Origin of the sequence: Providencia heimbachae ATCC 35613 (assembly GCF_001655055.1) — a bacterium.
GTDB classification, from domain to species: domain Bacteria; phylum Pseudomonadota; class Gammaproteobacteria; order Enterobacterales; family Enterobacteriaceae; genus Providencia; species Providencia heimbachae.
Genome location: NZ_LXEW01000010.1, coordinates 51951 through 72682 on the forward strand (window position 1 = coordinate 51951; position 20732 = coordinate 72682).

A 20732-nucleotide genomic window follows, 5' to 3' on the forward strand; every position below is an offset into this window, starting at 1 on the left:
AATTTACGCTATAGGTAAGGCTGCAAATGAAGCTACCCCAAGGAACATACATAAATATGTAACTTGAGGTCGCTAAGCGCAGCCACCGCCCCTACGACTTAAATAAGGCTGCTAATCAGTAGCCACGAGCCAGATCGACAACGCCTTTAGGCTGTTGATTGCTCTCTATACGCTGAATATTACTCGCAATCATATCCATCGCCGCTGTTGGCATAGTAAAGGCTGCCACATGTGGTGTTATTGCAATACGCGGGTGCGTCCAGAATGGGTGCATTTGCGATAACGGTTCGTTGGCAAACACGTCTAATGACGCCCCTGCTACTTGCCCTATTTCTAACGCAGACAATAAGTCTTGCTCAATCAGATGGGCACCGCGTGCTAGATTGATAATGTAAGCGTTTGGCTGTAATTGGCTAAATAATTGTTGGTTTAAAATTCCGCTAGTTTCAGGCGTACTTGGCAGCAAGTTGATGATAACTCGAGTCCCCGATAAAAAATCTGATAATTGGTCACGACCAAAATAGCTTTTCACATTATCGATTTGTTTTTCAGAGCGGCTCCACGTTCTGACATGAAAACCAAAGCTCACTAAACGCTTAGCTACTGCTTGTCCCAATGCGCCTGCGCCCATAATTCCAACCACAAACTGGTCATGTTGGTAAGCGGGTAATGGTTTCCATTGGCGCTGTGACTGTAATTGGCGGTATTCATCCATTCGGCGAAAATAATATAAAACTTTTGCCGCTGCATATTCTTCCATTTGGATTGCCATCCCGGTGTCTTCTAAGCGCATTAGCGGGACACCTGCTGGTAATGTGCCGGGTTTATCCTGTTCTTGTTTTAAAATCGCATCAACACCCGCACCTAATGCAAAAATACCTTTCAAATCTTTTCTACCTGCTAAGCACTCATAAGGCGGCAACCAAACCATTGCGTAGTCAGCAGGTTGATTATCCCCTTTCTCCCACTGCCGAATATTCACGTTGGGTAATCTTGCGCGCATGCCTTCAATCCACTGATTGGCATCAAAAAATGGATGGTAAAATAAAATATTCATGGCAACTCCTCCTAGGTTTCTAACAGAGTGTGCTGAAAGGCGCTCATTTTCAAGTTAATACAACGAACTAGCAGCCGCTGAATCGGTATTCTGTTAAGTAGATAACGTATTTTGCAAGAATGACTTGAAGTTTGAATTTATCGAAAACCAAGAATTTTCGATTTAATCGCAGGCGGCTAAGATGACTTAATCGCCAACTCAGATTAGATAATAACCAAATTGATTTATATTTCGCTAAGCAGCGACAAAAACAGGAAAAATGATAAATAGGGAGTTGACGAAAGGCGCTCTTTTCCCTATAGTAGCGCCCCGTTGCAGTGCTAGTTTTATATTGGTTCTACAACAGATTTAGAAAAAACGGTGAGGTGTCCGAGTGGCTGAAGGAGCACGCCTGGAAAGTGTGTATACGTGAGAACGTATCGAGGGTTCGAACCCCTCTCTCACCGCCATTTTTTCTAACTCTTATTCTCTTCTTTTGTGATTAAAATCCGTTTATCCTCACTTATTTCCTCAACAACACCGCTACCGCGTTGATGGTATTCTTGACTAATTTCTTCCCATAATTCTGCATTTTCAATGCCTGCAACTCTTGGGTCAAATACAGGGTCAACACCGAGCTTTTCCTGCCGTTCATAATCCTTGAGTGCTCGAAGTGCTGGTCTGGTTAGAAATACAATCGCAATTAGATTTAAGTAACTCATACTACCAAAACCTATATCCCCTAACCCCCACATGATACTGACCGATTGCACACTGCCCATAAAAATAATCCCTAAAAAAACAAACTTAAGAATTAACGTTAATACGGGGTAGGCAAGTTTACGATCAAGATAGACAATAGTGGTTTCTGCGATGTAGTAATAAGCCATCAGCGTGGTAAATGCGAACAAGAACACGGCTAGCGATACAAACCCTGAGCCCGCAGAGGTAAATACCGTTGATACTGCCATTTGTGTCCATGCGGTTCCGGCTGCAACACCGGGTACATACTCAACTAATGCCGTTGCCGAGCCATCAGGGAATACGTTGTACATATTGGTGACCAAGATCATTAGCCCCGATGCGGTGCAGACAACTAAGGTATCAATATAGATGGAAAACGCTTGAATAAGGCCTTGTTTGACTGGATGGCTCACTTCTGCCGCCGCGGAGCTGAATGTCGCTTCACCCGCTCCCGCCACATTGGAAAATACCGCGCGACGAACACCCCATGACACCGCCGTTCCAACTATTCCACCAAATACGGCGTCCATTCCCATTGCACTGCGAAATATCAAGCTAAACATCGCAGGCACTTTTTCCCAATGGCTACCTAATATAATCACCATCATCACGATATAAGCGATTGCCATTAGCGGCACAATTTTATCAGCGGCACTGGCAATGCGCTTTACGCCACCAAAAATCAACCATGCCATTAACACTGTCACAATAGCACCTGTGACCATCGGTGGCATATTGAACGAGGTTTGGAACGAATCAGCGATGGTATTCGCTTGAATACCCGGCACGAGCACACCATATGATAAACAAATGACGGCAGCAACAATGATAGCGAAAGGCTTAAGCTTTAATCCTTTTTCAATATAATAAGGAGAGCCACCACGATATTGACCATCCGCACGTTGTTTATAGATTTGGGCCAGTGTTGACTCAATAAAAGCGCTTGCTCCACCAAGTAACCCCATCACCACCATCCAGAAAATCGCACCGGGTCCTCCTGCCGCTATTGCCGTTGCCACACCCGCAATATTACCAACCCCCACACGCCCAGATAATGCCAAACAAAAGGCTTGAAATGAGGATATTCCCTCTTTAGAGGCTTTATTTTCCTTTAATAGGCAGACCATTTTAATAAGATAGCGAAACTGTACACCCCGCGTCGCTAATGTGAAATAAAGCCCGACACCTAGCGATAATACAACTAAAGCATTACCCCAGATGTAACCAACGAGTGTATTAACGATGGCTTCCATTTTGTACTCCTTCGTTATTGTAATTGTTTATTTTGTGTTTGCAGGGTAAAAAAACTGAGCCTCGATTAGCGCTCAGTTCAATGTTGATTAATGATGTACAAACCAGATAACTTTTATTTGGGTATACTGTTCAAACGCCTCTAACCCATTATCTTTACCGCCAAAACCGGATTGACGAAAACCACCAAACGGCGTGGCGATATTCCCTTCACTAAATCCATTTACCGATACTGTTCCTGCGTTAATACGACGAGCGATATTCATAACACGATGAATATTTTGGCTATAGAATGATGCTGCTAACCCGTAATGAGTATCATTGGCAAGTTCAACGGCTTCATCATCCGTTTTGAATGTAGTGACCGCTAAAATTGGACCAAAAACCTCTTGTTGAAATAAAGACATTTTCGGGGTAATTCCCTCGAATATGGTTGGTTCAATGTACCAACCAGAACCAAGCTCGCTATGGATTTTTCCACCCGTAACTAACCGACCACCTTCTTTTTGGGTTATATCTAAAAAAGACTTCACTTTGTCGAAGTGTGCTTTTTCCACCATGGGGCCAATAGAAACTTCAGGATCTGTTGGGTTGCCCACTTTCCACGCTTTAACTGCATGCGTTAACTTTTCAAGTAATGGTTGTTGTATGCTTTCATGCACAATAAGGCGGGAACCACAGCTGCAGTTTTCACTCATATTCCAAAATGCCGCAGCCATAATGTGAGGTACTGCGGCATCGATATCCGCATCATCGAAGACCAATTGAGGGCTTTTACCACCACACTCAAGAACGATCTCTTTTAAATTACTTTCTGCGGAATATTTCAAAAATAGGCGGCCAACATCAGTTGATCCTGTAAAAGAGACCACATCGACATCATCATGGCGTCCAAGAGCCTCCCCAACTTTTTCACCTAATCCACACACCAAGCTAAGTGCCCCTTTAGGAATACCTGCTTCATAAGCCAACTCGACAAGGCGATATGCACTCAGTGAGGTCAATTCTGCGGGTTTTACAATGACAGAATTACCAACCGCCAAAGCGGGAGCTACTTTCCATGCAAACATTTGAGCAGGGAAATTCCAAGGTAATACCGCACCCACCACGCCAATGGGTTCATGAACAATTAACCCCAGTTCTTGCTGGCTAGTCGGTGCTACTTTGCCAAATAATTTATCGATAGCTTCGGCGTACCAATAAAAAGTTTCAATTGTCGCAGGTAGATCCGTATTTAAGCATTCAGTGATCGGTTTTCCTGCATCGATACAGTCAAGAGCCGCAAGCTCTTCACTATGTGTGTCAATTAATTGCGCCCACTTCAACATCACCAGCTTACGCTCTTGAGGTGATAACCCACTCCAACTTCCGTCTTTAAAGGTGGCTCTTGCAACCTTTACTGCCGCATTGATATCTGCTGCACACCCATCAGCGATATAGCCAATAAGGCTATTATCGATGGGCGTGCGATTTTCAAGTTTGTCTGAATTCTCTGGATAATTTGCGATTAAATTACCCGCCCACAACTGCCCTTTTTTTGCCCGTTCAAAGACTTGCTCTTTACGCATTTTCATTGGCGTATTCCTCACGGCTTTATCAGTGAAAGAAACGCATTGCGCTCTTGCTCTGCCATGTTTGATAACGGCAAACGAACCGGGCCCACGTTAAATGTGCCTTTAAGGCAACCCGCTTTGGCTTTTTGGTTATAATTACCTGACTCCATCGAATAAATTGCGGGATAAATCTCATTCATAATTTGCTTGGCTTTACCCCAATCCTCTTGTTGTGTGGCATTGAAAATAGCCACTTGCTCAGCTGGGAACACGTTTCCAGCTCCTGCAATCCAACTTTTTGTACCCCAAAAGAAAAAGTCCAACGGTTGGTCATCACAACCGCAAATCACTTCAAAATCGTCGAATGGAGTTTGCAGTAAATGCAGTGCGCGGCTAAAGTCGCCACTACTTTCTTTGATAGCGACGATATTTTTGATTTTTGCCAGTTTCACAACTGTTTCATATTCAATTTCAATGCCAATACGTGCAGGAAAGTTATACATGATGATAGGTAAATCAGTCGCTGATGCCACTTTTTCATAATGGGCATACACCCCTTGCTGGTCGGGTAAACTATAAGCGGGTGGCGATAACATCAGCCCTTCATAACCCAAGGCTTTTGCCTGCTCAGCCCGTTTAATCGCCCCTTCAGTTGAAAGATCGTTGATCCCAGCAATCAAGGTCACACGCCCCTTCGCGATTTTGCTAACGGTGGTTAACACCGTTTTACGCTCATCTTCACTTAAGGCGTAATATTCGCCCGTCGTGCCACAGACCACTAAGCCGGTTACCCCCTTATCAATCAGTTTTTCGGTTAAATCTGCTAGCGCAATGATATTTAGGGATAAGTCATTATGGAACGGTGTAACGATTGGGACTAAAATGCCATGAAAATTCATTGAAATTCTCCTTAAAAACTACAAAAATCGCTCGATGGAAAACGGTGAACAATCAACAATAGTCGGTTGCTCTTGAATAAGATCATTAACAATATCCGCGGTAACAATCGCTTGGGTTAAACCGAGATGCTGATGGCCGAAGGCAAAAATATAAGGCCCTTTTTTATCAATTACTGGTAATGAATCCGCAGTGGTTGGACGAAACCCCATCCATTCACTAGCTTGATGACTATCAAGCGCCTTATTGAGCATTGGGTTAGCCAGTGGAAGGAATTGACGTGCGCGTTGCATATTAGGAGGACGTTTTAATCCGGCATACTCAACCGTACCGGCAAGACGTAATCCGCCATTCATGGGCGTCATAATAAAACGTCGATCCATACTCGATACTGGCACATTTAATCGTCCCATCTCCTTCGGTAGCATCAGGTGATAACCCCGCTCTGTTTCAAGGGGAACATTAATACGGCTTACCATCCTCACTAATGATTTAGAAAAAGCCCCCCCTGCAATCACGACTTTTTTAGCTTCAATTTTCCCTAATGTGGTCGTTACTGTGGATTTATCACTTGATTGCGTGGTAATTGCCGTTACTTCGCAGTGAGTTAAAACCTCACCACCTAATTGGCGAAATGCCTGTTCTAATCGAAGATGTAGCGAGGCTAGATCAACAACATGGCCAGTATTGGGATAGAAAAGCCCGCCAAGTTGATTACTTGCAAGCTCAGGTTCACGGTTCAAAAGTTGTGACTGTGAAAGTAATTGGTTTTGTACACCAATACTGTTGAGGTATTCCCCATGTTGGCTTAATTTATCTAAGGTTTGATTTTTCTCGGCAACCAACAGTGAGCCAGTAATCTTAACTAAATTATTGAGTTGCCATTTTTTACTGAACGACTGCCATGAATCTAATGATGCTCGATTAAGTGTGATCAACGCACGGTGAATGTGCGTAAATGGCTTATGGCGCATGTTGCCTAATAATTTTAGTAACCAAGGCGTTAACGGTAGCAAATAGCGCCAATCTAAGCGCAATGCACCAAGCGGGTCGAGAAGCATACCGGGTATCGATTTTAAAATGGAAGGATCTGCCACGGGAAATACTTGCTCTGTCGCAATATGCCCTGCATTCCCAAACGAAGCACCTGACCCAATATCATTTTTGTCAATCAGTAACACATCTGTGCCGTCCGCTTGGACGGTAAGAGCAATGCTTAGTCCGACAATGCCTCCACCGATCACCACTACAGGGTATTTTCTATCCATGATGGCACCTCACGCGACTGTGATCCCAAAACGAAATGGGTCTTTTTCATCGATTAATAAGGTGTTTTGACCACAAATATAGGCAGTGCCACGAATGGTAGGAATGATGCCATTTGCATCGACTTGTTGATAACTTGCTTGAAATTGACTACCAATTACGCTGGCTTGATGCCAGATTTCTCCGGCGGCTAATTTATTATCTGCCGCTAGACAGGCAAGTTTTGCACTGGTTCCTGTTCCACAAGGCGAACGGTCATACGCACCGCCGGGACATAACACGAAACTTTGGCTATCCGCAGTTGAATGCGAACCAAATAATTCGATATGGTCAATTTCTTGCCCATCTTTACCCAAAATACCTTGTTTAACTAAAGCCTGTTTAATTTTTAAACATAACTCTGTCAATGCTTTAGTATCACGGTATTGAATCGCTAGTGGTGAATTTTCAACGAGAAAAAACCAGTTTCCCCCCCAAGCGATATCACCAACAATGATACCTATCTCAGGAACATCAACTTGAACAGCTTTCCGGTAACGATATGAATAAACATTTTGAATACTGACACTATCATCTTCATGCAAATGGGCGGTGACATTCCCTACCGGTGTTTCAATAATATGTTCACCGTAAGTGATGTGCCCTAAAAAATGCAGTGAGGCGATTAAACCAATAGTGCCGTGACCACACATGCCTAAATAACCTTCATTATTGAAGAAAATAACCCCTGCGGCAGCTTTAGGATTTTGTGGTTGGCACAATAATGCGCCTACAAGAATATCATTTCCTCTTGGTTCAAGTATGGTGGTACAGCGCCACTGATCATATTGAGTGCGTAAAATGCCTAAACGTGAAGCCATACTCAATCCACCGAGTTCAGGAAAACCATTTATGACTAAACGCGTTGGTTCTCCTGCGGTATGTGAATCTATAACCTCAATTTTTTTATATTTCCCTTGCATTTAAACACCCCTATCAACTTATTTGTTAACAGAATGCTTGATTTTTGTTAATAACTCTTGATATCTTTCCCATTAACTTATGCGCTTTTCTGCATAATCTAAAAATATTTCAGACAACGCACAAAAAAAGTTTAATGTTCTGGAGAACAACATGATCAATTTAAATAAATTGTTGTTGATTAGTCAGGAAAATATGTTGTTTCCCGTTGATAATATTAATACTTTTCTTAATCATCTTGGGCTAGTCATGCCCTTAATTAATGCCTTACCAAATGTGACTTTTTTTGTAAAAGATAGGCGGGCTAAATATCTTCTGGCCAATGAAAACTTAGCAAAACGCTGTAAAATTGACACCGTCACTGAGGTCATCGGAAAAAGTGCAGAAGATATTTTTCATGTCGATTTAGGACAAAGTTATAGCTCACAAGATTACTTAGTGATGCAGAAAAAAATCAGTGTTATTAATAAACTCGAGTTGCACCTTTATAAAGCAGGCATGTTGGGCTGGTGTTTAACCACTAAAGTACCTATTTTTAATACACGTAACCAAGTTATCGGTGTTGCTGGTATTTCTGTGGATTTGCAAGATGAAAAATCTGTTAGCCAAAAATTAAATAATCAATTGAGCAAAGTTGAACGCTTTATTAGTGAGCATTTTGATAGCGCAATTAAAATTACTACCCTCGCAGATATTTCAGGTTTATCCCTTTCACAATTAAATCGCCAATTTAAAGCCGTTTTTCAGATTACCCCTCAGCAATATATTCAGAAAAAACGATTAGAACATGCCATTGAATTACTAGAAGAAAATTATTCGATTACCGAGATCTCAATAAAATGTGCTTATGCTGATCACAGTGCTTTTTGTCGTAAGTTTAAAGAAATGACCACCATGACACCAAGTCAATTCAAAAGAATGCGAGCTAATATACATAAAAAAAATAATCTTAAAATGGATACTATCTATACTCAAAATAACCCAATTTGTTTGTAGAATTAAAAGTAAATAGCGTTTAATGCAATGCTATTGTGCGGATAACGCCACTTCTCACGATTAAATCACTCAATTAACATGCTCTTAGTTTTTATTAGGAGCTTCGTTATGGCTAAGTTCAATTTACCAAAATACTATATACTGGCACTTGCTTTACCTATATTTCTCGCTTCTTTAAGTACCAGTATTACCAATATCGCTGTACCTTCTTTAATGTTGCCTTTTGATACGACATTTACGCAAGTACAGTGGGTGATTGTGGCTTATCTCGTCACATTAACAAGCGCGGCAATTATGACTGGCAGTCTGGCCGATAGGGTTGATTTACGCGTTATTTTGCTCAGCTCATTATCCCTTTTTTTATTCTCATCAATCTTGTGTGGGTTTTCACCTTCGATTAATTGGTTGATCGGGTATCGCATTGTGCAAGGCGTTGCGGCTGCGGGAATGATGAACTCAACCATGGCATTGATTGCCGGATTAAATGCAAAAAATAAAGCGGGATTTGCGATGGGTTTAATTGGTTCTCTATCAGCAATAGGCACAGCGACGGGACCTACGTTAGGTGGATTCTTAATTAACCTTTGGGGTTGGCAAGCTATTTTCTTAATTAACATCCCCATTGCCGCTATTGCTCTATTTCTGGTATTCAGTCTTATCCCTAAAAATCCGTTACCAAAAAACCCACGGAAGCCAATCGATTTTCTCGGTATTTTCGTTCTGACCATCACTATTGCTGTTTATGTATTTAGTCTTGTGAATTGGGGACAATACAGCTATGTATTTATGGTACTTGCATTGATTGGGATTATTACATTCGTCATCATTGAAAAACAAAGCACACACCCCGCACTTTCTATTACTTTACTCAAACAACCGGCTTTATTAATTGGCTCAACATTGAGTTTACTTGTTGCAACCGTCATGATGACAACACTGGTTATTGGTCCATTTTATTTGCTAAAAACACTTGAATTAGCACCATGGCAAATGGGAATGGTTATGTCATGTGGCCCTATTGCTGCGGCCTGCTTAGGATTACCTGCAGGGAAATTAGTCGATAAAATAGGCGCTAACAACGTTATTATTTATGCACTTACTTGCATGGTCTCCGGCTTTACTTTGTTAGCTTATTTAGCCCAACACTTATCTGTCGCGCTTTATATTCTTTTTACTATTCTTATTACATCTGGCTATGCTGCGTTTCAAGCCGCCAATAATAAAGCCATTCTTTTCGATATTGATTCTAGCCAAAAAGCATTACTCGCGGGTATTATTAATTTATCGCGTAATTTAGGCTTAATAAATGGTGCGGCTTTAATGACTACATTATTTGCTTACGCGGCAGGTAACACATTAAGCGAAAAAGTCTCTTCCCAAAGTGTCGTCAATGGTTTTCAATTGACCTTCTCAGTCAGTGCAGCTTTAATGATGATAGCCATAGTACTGATACTTTTATATACGTATTTTGCAAAGCGTAAAGCAACTTGAAGAATTACGGGTATAGACTATAGACTACTTATTCAGCGAGATAAATGTGTTAAACATCGATCTAAATCTTATCGTCCTGCTAGATTCGTTATTGATTGAATGTAATGTAACGAAAGCAGCCAAGCGATCTAACCTCAGCGTATCCGCAATGAGTCGAGCACTGACAAGGTTGCGCGTATCACTGCAAGATCCATTATTGATAAAATCGGGTAGAACAATGGTTCTGACTCCTTATGCAGTTAGCATTAAAGATCAGGTCACCCAATTGGTTTATCAGCTTGAGCATGTCTTTGTTGCACCAAAAAATATTGACTTAGCTAATTTAGCTAAGCAATTTACTTTACGTGCTTCAGTAGGATTTGCTGAAAATTATGGCACTGCCTTGTTATCATTAATGCGACAGCAAGCCCCAAATGTTTCGTTGCGTATCATAAGCAAAGAAATAAAGCATACTCAACAACTCAAACAAGGTGATATTGACGCAGAGATAGGTGTTATTGGTGATAATACGGATATCGAAATGATGAGTCGATTATTATTTAATGACTATTTTATTGCTGTTTGCCATAAAGAACACCCAATTACCCAGCAACAAATCACATTAGACTTATTAAGTCAGTATGACTTTGTCGGCGTTCAAAGGCAGTCGCCATTATCACCGCAGTCACAAGGTAGTTGTGTTAATTCCCTTACAGGGCTCAGTAAATCTGCAATCATAAATGTAAGTGGATTTTCAACTGCCATGACCATCGCCAGTCAAAGTCAATTAATTGCCATCGTACCAGAGAGATTTACCCGTCAAATCCGCCATTCCCTCTTTAAACAATCATTGCATACTTTTCAATTACCCTTTGCTATGGCAACTTTGAGTATTTCACTTCTTTGGCACCCAAGAATGAATAACGACTTATCTCATATGTGGTTTAGAGAATGCCTATGGCAAGTGTGCCAAGATATCAACAACCCTATAACTTGAAGCCTGACGCAAATACTTAAAATAAATCGAGTTGCTGAGTTCAGCCAACAACCCCGTCAGCTTGAAGTATGATGAGTATACTCAAAATAATTCGAGTTGCAGGTAGGCGGCGAGTCAATGAGACCCGAGGAGCATACACAAGTATGTGACTAGGGCGAATGCGCGTAGCCAACAACCCTGCGGCTCGAAGTATGATGAGTATAACTTAGGACAGGTCTTATTGTGGCTTACTAATATTAGCGTATTGATATATCACAAATCTGCATATTGATTTTAGTAATAAGTAAGGATAACTAAATGACAATTTACGATCTGAAACCTAAATTTCAAGATCTACTTCGCCCTATTGTTTATACGCTTTTTAAGGCCGGAGTCACCGCTAATCAAGTGACGTTAGCTGCGCTGTTTTTATCTGTATTTATTGGCGTCTTGTTGTTCTTTATCCCTCATCCACACGTATTTATTTTACTTCCCTTTGTGCTGTTTATCCGCATGGCACTCAATGCTATTGATGGTATGTTAGCCCGTGAACATAACCAAAAAAGCCATTTTGGCGCGATATTGAATGAGTTAGGCGACGTTATTTCTGATACCGCCTTGTATCTGCCCTTTGTTTTGATCTTCCCTCAAGCCTTTTGGTGGATTTTGCTCATTTTATTCCTCGCCATGTTAACGGAGTTTATTGGCGTTATCGCTCAAGCGATTGGCGCTTCAAGACGGTATGATGGGCCTATTGGGAAAAGTGATCGCGCTTTTATTTTTGGTGCTTTGGGGTTATGCGTTTCCCTTTTCCCACAATTAGCAACTTCTAATTGGCTAAGCTATCTTTTTGCTGTGCTTTCTCTGTTGTTATTTTATACCTGTTACAACCGTATCCGTCGTGCCCTCAATGAGCTAAGCACGATACCGGATAATAATAAGGAATAATTATGAACGTTCAGGCAGACTATTTGACACAACGCCCCGTCGTTAGCGCTCATTTTACGACAAGCGACCATACCTCACTTTTTTATCGTTATTGGCCGACGGAAGAAACCACTAATAAAGCGATAATTCTATTTCATCGTGGTCACGAACATTCAGGGCGTGTTGCGCATTTAGTTGATGAATTGGATTTACCCGATTTCGCCATGTTCGCTTGGGATGCCCGAGGACACGGTGAAAATGAAGGACCTCGGGGATATAGCCCGTCTCTTGGCACGTCGATTCATGATGTTGATGAATTCGTTCACTATGTTTCAGCCCAGTATCAGATCCCATTAGAAAACATTATTGTTATTGGCCAAAGTGTGGGGGCGGTGTTGGTCTCTGCATGGGTTCATGATTATGCCCCAAAAATCCGCGGTATGGTTTTGGCTTCCCCTGCATTTAAAGTCAAACTTTATGTGCCATTTGCCCGCAGTGGTTTAGCGCTGATGCAGAAAATCCGGGGGCTGTTCTATGTGAACTCCTATGTTAAAGCCAAGTTTCTGACCCATGATGAAAAACGCATCGATTCATTTAATCGTGACCCACTGATCACGCGGCCTATTGCCGTTAACATCCTACTCGACCTATATAAAACTGCGGATAGAGTCGTGGCTGATGCAGGCGCAATTACGTTACCTACCCAGCTATTTATTTCAGGTAGCGACCATGTGGTACATCACAAGCCACAGCACCAATTTTATGAAAGACTCAACACGTCAATCAAAGAAAAACACGTTTTACCCGGGTTTTATCACGATACTTTAGGGGAAAAAAATCGTCAGATCCCTATCGGAATGATCCGTGAATTTATTGGTAAGCTCTTTGACTTACCACTATATCAACATGATTATCAATTTGAAGATACCTGGAGCGTTAGTGCGGATACATTTAGAACATTAAATACTCCTCTGCCGACTTGGTGCCCTAAAAACCTTGCTTACAAAATTATGAGCAAGTCGATGAGTACTCTTGGTAAAGCCTCTGAAGGGATTAATATTGGTTACGATAAAGGTTTTGATTCTGGCTCAACCCTTGATTATGTCTATCGGGATAAAGCACAAGGAAAGGGGTTATTTGGACGCATTATTGATAGGCAATATCTCAACAGCATAGGCTGGCAAGGCATACGCCAACGTAAAGTAAATATCGAAAATATTATCCGCCAAGGAATACGAGATTTAACCGATAATGGGCAGCCGGTTCACATTATGGATATCGCGGCAGGACAAGGACGTTATATTTTTGATGCCATTAATGATTACGGCAAGGTGCAATCTGTATTACTGCGTGATTACAGTCCTGTTAATGTGGAACAAGGTCGATTACATATTAAAGAGCGTTTTCTGGAAGGTAAAATTCGCTTTGAAGAAGGTAATGCCTTTGATGCCGATGACTTAGCTGCTGTAACGCCTTCCCCAACATTGGGGATCGTCAGTGGGCTGTATGAATTATTTCCAAGCAACGATTTGATTAAAGCTTCTCTAGATGGACTATCACGCGCCATTCCATCGGGCGGATTACTGATTTATACCTGCCAGCCTTGGCACCCCCAAGTTGAAATGATAGCCCGTGTATTACCGAGCCATCAAGGTGGCCAAGCTTGGGTGATGCGGTGCCGTAGCCAAGGCGAAATGGATGCTTTAGTTGCAGATGCCGGATTTGAAAAGCTTAATCAATCTATTGATAACTGGGGTATCTTTAGTGTATCTATCGCTAGACGCCGTTAATTTAATTGAGGAGGAAGGCTATCGCTTTCCTTCTTTTCACACTATACACTCAGAATAATTCAAGTTGCGGGTAATTAACCAACACAGATAGTCCAGAAATATAGTTAAGCTCGGTGATTTGGCTAGCTGAACGTAGTCAACAAACCTGTGACACGAAGAATGACGAGGATAGGCTGATTGATGGTGACGAACTCACCACCAATCCACTGCGTCAGTTGCTTCTTGTCATTAAACCACTTATGTTGTTGGATTAATTCGCGCATAGCTTCAGATTATGGATAACATTAACGTATTAAGTTAATTGGCTATCCTTACGATAACATTATCGTTCTAAAGGGATATAACAAGCACTATGACGGCCACCCATCACCCAGAGCTACCTTCACCTCGTCGCCAAATCTGGCTATTTGGTTTTGTTTGGTTGGTATTTCTAGCGCCTTTTTTCTTTCTGACCTATGGGCAAGTCAACAATTACAGTGCCACCTTGCTTAACGTGCCTTCTATTGTTTTTTCTTGGGAGCACTTAATCCCATTTTTACCTTGGACTATCATTCCCTATTGGAGCATTGACCTCTTTTATGGGTTATCTTTATTTATTTGTACAACTCGCCGTGAACAATTTATCCATGGTTTACGTTTAATTGCCGCCTCTCTTGTGGCTTGCGCTGGATTTTTATTATTCCCTTTAAAGTTTAGTTTCCCTCGCCCAGAAACTGACGGCATCATGGGTTGGATGTTCAATCGTCTTGAGCTGTTTGATTTGCCGTTTAACCAAGCGCCTTCTTTACATATTATTTTATTGTGGCTCTTATGGCTTCGCTTTCGTGCTCATACCCCCAATAAATGGCGTTGGCTACTGCATAGTTGGTCAATCCTCATATTAGTTTCTGTCTTAACAACATGGCAGCACCATGTTATTGACGTTATTACCGGTTTCGCTGTAGGAATACTCATTAGTTACCTGCTTCCCATTAAAACGCGTTGGCAATGGCATTATACTGGGAGCCGTCGTAGTTTTAAAATGAGCAAAAACTACGGACTAGGTTCGCTTATCTGCTTTGCACTTGCCTTTATTATACAAGGCGCTGCTTGGCTTTTATTATGGCCAGCTATCGCCTTATTATTCGTTACCATTGGTTATTTAGGTGCTGGCGCTTCCGTCTTTCAAAAGACCCCTGACGGCACATTATCCCCTTCCGCTGCCATCTTATTGCTACCCTATCGTCTAATTGCTTGGGGAACCTATCATTACTTTGCCAAGCATTGTCAGCAACCCAGTATTGTGAACGCACAAATTGTTTTGGGAGGACGCCCGCTTTATCCCTTGCAAGCAAAAGCCGTTTTCGACATGACTTGCGAATGGCCTCGCAATTCTTACAGTAAAGCGCTTAATTATCGTAGCCAACCGCAAATTGATTTGTTACCACTAAGTGCCGATGACATTGAACGATCAGTACATACAATGGATGAATTAGCGCAAAGTGGCGCAGTGTATATCCATTGCAAGCTTGGTTATTCACGAAGTGCAACCGTGGCGGTTGCATGGTTAGTACATAATGGAACAGCCAATAATATTACCGAAGCAATTACAATTGTGGAGCAAGCCAGACCGCAAGTTGTGTTAAATTCAGCGACGGTTGAGCAATTAAATATTTGGTATCAGCAATTTCATACCAAGAGAGTTATCTCATGAGTCCTTTAAACGATAAAAGTCATGGCGATGTGATTATTATTTTAACTTCAAGTTGGCGTTATTTTGTACTTGGTGCTTTATTGGCCTTTATTTGCCAATTTATATTATTTATCTGCGGTTTTTCTAATCGGTTTTATTTATTCATTGGCGCACTGATATTTATTATTAACCAATATTATATTTATCGACTATGGTTAGATAATCATTTTTTTAGACTTATTTATCGTCAAGGTAATGTTCAAGCATTTGATCAAGCCATGCTTTATTTTTTCCCTAAAAAACAAACAAATAAAAACATAGAACAATGCTGGTTTGGCACCAAAAATTTATTTAATAATGCTTTGTTTTCTGTCGTTTCACTTTGGGTATGGCTATTATTTTCTATTGCTATTTTCTCCTTTTAATCATTTAAAGATTAAATTTAGCAAAATGAAATCTTATTTCAATAAAAAGAAATATCTTTTTATATTTTTTTAACTCATTGTTTAAAATAACAAATTAGAACTTTAACCGTAAAATCACACTACGTTAAGAAAACTGAGCGAATAATCTGGGTTTTTTACTTTTGTAATTGAAAACGTTATGATAATTAAACTTTCATTGATTCATGACAGATTTTTTTTAATCCGATAAGCGTATTCTCATATGCTTGATTTCGTTTATTTTCACCCTGTTATTTTGGTAGGGTACAATGAGTACAAAAAAAATTAATAGATTGCGCCCTTTTAGTGCGCTAATTGATTCATGTTGGAAGGAAAAATATACTTTTCCTCGTTTTATCAAGGATCTAATTGCTGGTATCACCGTGGGTATCATTGCGATCCCGCTGGCGATGGCGCTGGCAATTGCCAGTGGTGTTCCACCTCAATATGGCCTGTATACTGCCGCAATTGCCGGTATTATCATCGCCATAACAGGGGGATCGCGTTATAGCGTTTCGGGGCCAACCGCCGCTTTTGTGGTGATCTTATATCCAGTTTCTCAGCAGTTCGGATTAAGTGGCTTACTCGTAGCGACCCTTATGTCGGGGGTTATCTTACTCGCCATGGGTTTTGCACGCTTCGGTAAATTTATCGAATATATTCCTGTTTCTGTCACGCTTGGCTTTACATCGGGTATCGCGATTACCATTGCAACGATGCAAATTAAAGATTTCTTTGGTTTGCAAATGGCGCATGTGCCTGAAAATTATGTCGATAAAATCATTGCGATAGGCAACACTTTTCCGACCTTTCAATATAGCGATACACTGATTGGTTTATCTACCTTATTGGTATTGATATTTTGGCCTAAATTAAAATTAAAGTTACCGGGTCACTTACCTGCGTTAGTGGTTGGTACTTTGGTAATGTGGGTACTTTCTTTGTTCGACATGCAAGTGGCAACTATTGGTTCAGAATTTAGCTACTTATTACCTAATGGCACTGAAGGTAGCGGTATCCCGCCAATTTTACCTCAATTCATTTTACCTTGGGAGCTGCCTGGTAGCGCGCCTATTAGTTGGGCTATGATCACGGCCTTAATGCCTGCTGCCTTTTCTATGGCGGTATTAGGAGCAATCGAATCACTTCTATGTGCTGTCGTTCTCGATAATATGACCGGTAAAAAGCATCATTCCAATAGCGAATTGATTGGCCAAGGTATCGGTAATATTGCTGCGCCTTTTTTTGGTGGGATCACCGCCACTGCGGCTATTGCCCGTTCCGCTGCAAACGTACGTGCGGGAGCAACCTCACCTATCTCAGCGGTTATTCACTCAATTCTCGTTTTGCTCACTTTATTAGTCTTAGCCCCAATGCTTTCCTATTTACCTTTAGCGGCTATGTCCGCCCTACTGTTAATTGTGGCATGGAACATGAGCGCCGCAGGCAAAGTAGTTTATCTGATCAAACGCGCCCCTAAAGACGACATCATTGTACTTGTGCTTTGCATGTCACTTACTGTGCTCTTTGATATGGTTATCGCGATTACGGTCGGCATAGTATTAGCTTCATTACTGTTTATGCGCCGCATTGCTAATATGACACGTTCAACTAAGCTCGCAGAAACAGATGAAGATAAAAAGCGTTTAGTGGTAAGAATTAATGGCCCGCTATTCTTTGCGGCAGCAGAACGTATTTTTGAAGAACTCCGACTTAAAAGTGAAGGCTATGAAACCATTGTAATGCAATGGGATGCTGTGCCTGTTCTTGATGCTGGTGGCTTAGAGGCATTTCAGAAATTTATTGATGCAGTGCGTAAAGACACCCATATCGTGGTGTGTGATATTCCATTCCAACCTTTAAAAACACTCGCTAGAGCAAGAATGACACCCATTGATGGCGTGTTAACATTCCATAATTCAATGGATAGCGCTTTGGAAGAACTTAATAAGCTTGGTAAGTAAAAAGCGTGACTCATAAATAAGCCGCCACATAACTATTTTGTGGCGGTATTTTTTTATTCTTAAAAGCAATACATTTCATTGCCATCTTGCTTGCCTTTTCCGCAAGCAATTTTCATTAATTTTTTCGCTTTATCATTATCGATTGCGATGGTTTATAGCAGTGCGGAACCTTGCCCACCAAACTGTAAAAAATACTGATATAGATGATTCATACCTATCCAATGGTTTTCACACCATTGAGGGGCTAACAGTGTCGGTTTTCTCGCACTAGCACTAATGCGATGGTAAACGATTTCGGTTGGCGTGTGACGCACCATTTCCCCAGCAATTCGCGTATAGGTATCTAAAGTTAACGTATCTAATCGACCTGCTCGCCAACTTTTGGCCATAACACTTCCCTCTACGATGTGAAGAGGGTGCAATTTAATCCCATCAGTACCACACTCCAGTACTTTATCTAACGTTTGCATATTCATCGCGGCATCTTCACCGGGCAACCCACAAATTAGATGGGTGCATACCTTAAGGCCTAAGCTGCGAGCTTTTTGGGTGGTAGCTTGATAAGCCTCAAAACCGTGACCTCGATTAATACGATGCAGTGTTTTATCATGAGCACTTTGCAAACCAAGCTCAAGCCAGATCTCATAACCGAGTTCACGATAGTGGCTTAATAGCGTTAAAACAGCGTCTGGGACGCAATCAGGCCGTGTTCCAACACATAAGCCAACAATGTCAGCCTGTTGCAATGCTTCTTCATAGAGTTGTTTTAACAGGTGTACTTCTGCATAGGTGCTGGTATAGGCTTGAAAGTAAGCCAAGTAACGTTTAGCCCGAGAAATTCGAGCAATTTGGCTATTAATTTGTTGGCTTATTGTTTGGGATGATTGGCTTTCATCTGTGAAAGAGGCGACATTACAAAATGTGCAGCCACCGCGACCCAATGTGCCGTCGCGGTTCGGGCAGTTAAAGCCGCCATGAAGGGTTATTTTATAGATTTTCTCACCATATCGGCGCTGAAGATCAGCGCCAAACATGGAAACAACTTCAGTTAATTGCATAGAAACCTGAATTAACGGCTAGTATCTAACTCAGGGAAATTTTTCACTAAGTCATCAATCGCTTTGACTTGTTGCAGGAATGGCTCAAGCTTATCAAGAGGTAAGGCTGATGGGCCATCGCATCGTGCATTTTCCGGATCCGGATGCGCCTCGAGGAATAGACCCGCTAAACCGACAGCCATGCCCGCTCTTGCTAGCTCGGCAACCTGTGCACGGCGACCGCCAGATGCTGCGCCAAATGGGTCGCGGCATTGCAGTGAATGCGTTACATCAAAAATTACTGGGCAGCCTTTAGAGGCTTGCATCATGACATTAAAACCAAGCATATCAACGACTAAGTTGTCATAACCAAAGTTTGCGCCACGATCACATAGAATAATTTTATCATTACCGCCTTCGATAAACTTCTCAACGATATTACCGATTTGACCTGGGCTGATAAATTGAGGTTTTTTGATATTAATCACCGCATCTGTTTTAGCCATTGCGGCGACTAAATCCGTTTGACGAGCTAAAAATGCAGGTAATTGAATAACATCGACAACTTCAGATACCGGCTGAGCTTGAGAAGCTTCATGCACATCAGTGATAATTTTTACACCAAAAGTATTTTTTAATTCTTGAAAAATTTTCAGCCCTTCTTCCAGTCCCGGACCACGGTAAGAATTGATTGATGAACGGTTAGCTTTATCAAATGAGGCTTTAAATACATAAGGAATGCCCAATTTTTGCGTCACAGTGACATAGTGCTCACACACTTTCATTGCCATATCACGAGATTCAAGAACGTTCATTCCACCAAATAAAACAAACGGCAAATTATTCGCGACATTAATATCACTGATACTGACTACTTTCTGTTGCATGCTCTTACCTTTAATATCAAGACAGGCCATCTGTCTATGCGTTAATTAATGTAACACGACCGGATAGTTATCTAATGAATAGATTTGGATCTTAATCATTTCAGAAACCGGATCCTCAGGGCATTGCTCAATAAAATAATTCAAATCGCTCAATGCAACATGATTACAGTCTAAATGCGCTAAAATCAATCCACGATCACGAATTTCATAAGGGTCTTCAGGATCAAGCGTTAACAATGTTTCACACACTTTTAGCGCTAATTCCATTTTCTTTTCTTCCATCAAAGCCGCTTTTAATGTGTCGAAAATTTTTCGAATAATGACACCATTTTCAGCGACTTCAAGCTTATCGTGGAAGAGTTCTGAATACGGGTCGACAGTGCCTTTTAACCACATACTGAGTGTATGCAATGATAAGGTTTCACCATTAACTGGGTTAATAAACCACTGTGTTCCATCTTTTTTCTCAGCAATAAAGAGTAATTGCGTTGGGAAAATAGCAGGATCGATATTAATCTCTAATTGTTCGGAGATATAAAGGAAAATTGAACCGAGGGATACGGGTGTTCCCTGTTTAGATGACAATACTTTGTCTAGCCACAACATATCAGATAGGAAGTAGATCCCTTCTGCTGCACCAAATGACCATTCGTCATAAAATAGTGTGATAAGTTGTTCAATTCTTGAGTCATTATCAGCTTGTGGGTCTATGGCGGCCTTCGCCGCTGAAACTAAGCTATCTAATTGAGCTTGAACTTTCATAAGCGGGAAATCATGGCGGATGTTTTGAGAAACCATCATGATGCCTTCACTTAACGGGAGTGTATTAAATTCAATATTCGCTATGGTTTTCATTACTTTTC

Annotated in this window: 18 protein-coding genes and 1 tRNA gene; 10 read left to right on the forward strand and 9 right to left on the reverse strand. The window is 41.3% G+C overall.

Annotated elements, in window-relative coordinates:
• Positions 1-115: 115 nt before the first annotated feature.
• A complete protein-coding gene (gene ghrA / locus M998_RS02065; protein ID WP_068443447.1) occupies positions 116-1057 on the reverse strand; it encodes a glyoxylate/hydroxypyruvate reductase GhrA in 942 nt (313 codons plus the stop codon).
• 359 nt (positions 1058-1416) lie between these two features.
• Between ghrA and M998_RS02070 the strand changes: the two genes are divergently transcribed.
• A tRNA-Ser gene (locus M998_RS02070) sits at positions 1417-1506 on the forward strand.
• A 6-nt stretch (positions 1507-1512) separates the two neighbouring features.
• Here M998_RS02070 and M998_RS02075 read toward each other — a convergent pair.
• The 5 genes from M998_RS02075 to M998_RS02095 all read right to left on the reverse strand — a co-directional run bounded on the left by M998_RS02075 (position 1513) and on the right by M998_RS02095 (position 7709).
• Positions 1513-3033 carry an alanine/glycine:cation symporter family protein gene (locus tag M998_RS02075; protein WP_068443443.1) on the reverse strand — a complete coding sequence of 507 codons (1521 nt, stop codon included), beginning with the start codon at positions 3031-3033 and terminating at the stop codon, positions 1513-1515.
• An 87-nt stretch (positions 3034-3120) separates the two neighbouring features.
• Positions 3121-4605: an aldehyde dehydrogenase gene (locus M998_RS02080; RefSeq protein WP_068907290.1), complete on the reverse strand. Its 1485-nt coding sequence runs from the start codon at positions 4603-4605 to the stop codon at positions 3121-3123.
• Between the two features lie 11 nt (positions 4606-4616).
• A complete protein-coding gene (gene dapA / locus M998_RS02085) occupies positions 4617-5483 on the reverse strand; it encodes a 4-hydroxy-tetrahydrodipicolinate synthase (RefSeq protein WP_068907292.1) in 867 nt (288 codons plus the stop codon).
• A gap of 18 nt (positions 5484-5501) precedes the next feature.
• Complete coding sequence (locus M998_RS02090) at positions 5502-6749, reverse strand: NAD(P)/FAD-dependent oxidoreductase (protein WP_068907294.1); 1248 nt, start codon at positions 6747-6749, stop codon at positions 5502-5504.
• A 9-nt stretch (positions 6750-6758) separates the two neighbouring features.
• A complete protein-coding gene (locus M998_RS02095; protein WP_068443430.1) occupies positions 6759-7709 on the reverse strand; it encodes a 4-hydroxyproline epimerase in 951 nt (316 codons plus the stop codon).
• A 151-nt stretch (positions 7710-7860) separates the two neighbouring features.
• Here M998_RS02095 and M998_RS02100 point away from each other — a divergent pair, with 151 nt between their 5' ends.
• The 9 genes from M998_RS02100 (at position 7861) to dauA (ending at position 17945) form a co-directional block, all read left to right on the forward strand.
• Complete coding sequence (locus M998_RS02100; RefSeq protein ID WP_068907296.1) at positions 7861-8703, forward strand: helix-turn-helix domain-containing protein; 843 nt, start codon at positions 7861-7863, stop codon at positions 8701-8703.
• Between the two features lie 108 nt (positions 8704-8811).
• Complete coding sequence (locus M998_RS02105) at positions 8812-10194, forward strand: MFS transporter (RefSeq protein WP_169817204.1); 1383 nt, start codon at positions 8812-8814, stop codon at positions 10192-10194.
• A 46-nt stretch (positions 10195-10240) separates the two neighbouring features.
• The gene (locus M998_RS02110; protein WP_068907300.1) at positions 10241-11170 is read left to right on the forward strand and encodes a LysR family transcriptional regulator; all 930 of its coding nucleotides are present in this window, start codon (positions 10241-10243) and stop codon (positions 11168-11170) included.
• A gap of 297 nt (positions 11171-11467) precedes the next feature.
• Complete coding sequence (locus M998_RS02115) at positions 11468-12097, forward strand: CDP-alcohol phosphatidyltransferase family protein (protein ID WP_068907301.1); 630 nt, start codon at positions 11468-11470, stop codon at positions 12095-12097.
• Positions 12098-12099: 2 nt separating this feature from the next.
• Positions 12100-13866: a bifunctional alpha/beta hydrolase/class I SAM-dependent methyltransferase gene (locus M998_RS02120; protein WP_068443416.1), complete on the forward strand. Its 1767-nt coding sequence runs from the start codon at positions 12100-12102 to the stop codon at positions 13864-13866.
• Between the two features lie 113 nt (positions 13867-13979).
• Positions 13980-14120 carry a hypothetical protein gene (locus M998_RS20000; RefSeq protein ID WP_156510934.1) on the forward strand — a complete coding sequence of 47 codons (141 nt, stop codon included), beginning with the start codon at positions 13980-13982 and terminating at the stop codon, positions 14118-14120.
• A 98-nt stretch (positions 14121-14218) separates the two neighbouring features.
• Positions 14219-15559, forward strand: coding sequence for a phosphatase PAP2/dual specificity phosphatase family protein (locus M998_RS02125; RefSeq protein ID WP_068907303.1), 1341 nt, complete (start codon positions 14219-14221; stop codon positions 15557-15559).
• Positions 15556-15963, forward strand: coding sequence for a hypothetical protein (locus M998_RS02130; protein WP_068907305.1), 408 nt, complete (start codon positions 15556-15558; stop codon positions 15961-15963). The genes M998_RS02125 and M998_RS02130 overlap by 4 nt, the downstream gene beginning before the upstream one ends.
• A gap of 287 nt (positions 15964-16250) precedes the next feature.
• A complete protein-coding gene (gene dauA / locus M998_RS02135; RefSeq protein WP_068907306.1) occupies positions 16251-17945 on the forward strand; it encodes a C4-dicarboxylic acid transporter DauA in 1695 nt (564 codons plus the stop codon).
• A gap of 152 nt (positions 17946-18097) precedes the next feature.
• Here the strand turns inward: dauA and mnmL are convergent, their stop codons facing one another.
• The 3 genes from mnmL to sirB1 are packed head-to-tail and all read right to left on the reverse strand — an operon-like array spanning position 18098 to position 20724.
• Complete coding sequence (gene mnmL, locus M998_RS02140) at positions 18098-19003, reverse strand: tRNA modification radical SAM protein MnmL/YtqA (RefSeq protein ID WP_068907308.1); 906 nt, start codon at positions 19001-19003, stop codon at positions 18098-18100.
• A gap of 11 nt (positions 19004-19014) precedes the next feature.
• Positions 19015-19869, reverse strand: coding sequence for a 3-deoxy-8-phosphooctulonate synthase (gene kdsA, locus M998_RS02145; RefSeq protein WP_068443404.1), 855 nt, complete (start codon positions 19867-19869; stop codon positions 19015-19017).
• Between the two features lie 45 nt (positions 19870-19914).
• Positions 19915-20724: an invasion regulator SirB1 gene (gene sirB1, locus M998_RS02150; RefSeq protein WP_068443399.1), complete on the reverse strand. Its 810-nt coding sequence runs from the start codon at positions 20722-20724 to the stop codon at positions 19915-19917.
• Positions 20725-20732: the final 8 nt, after the last annotated feature.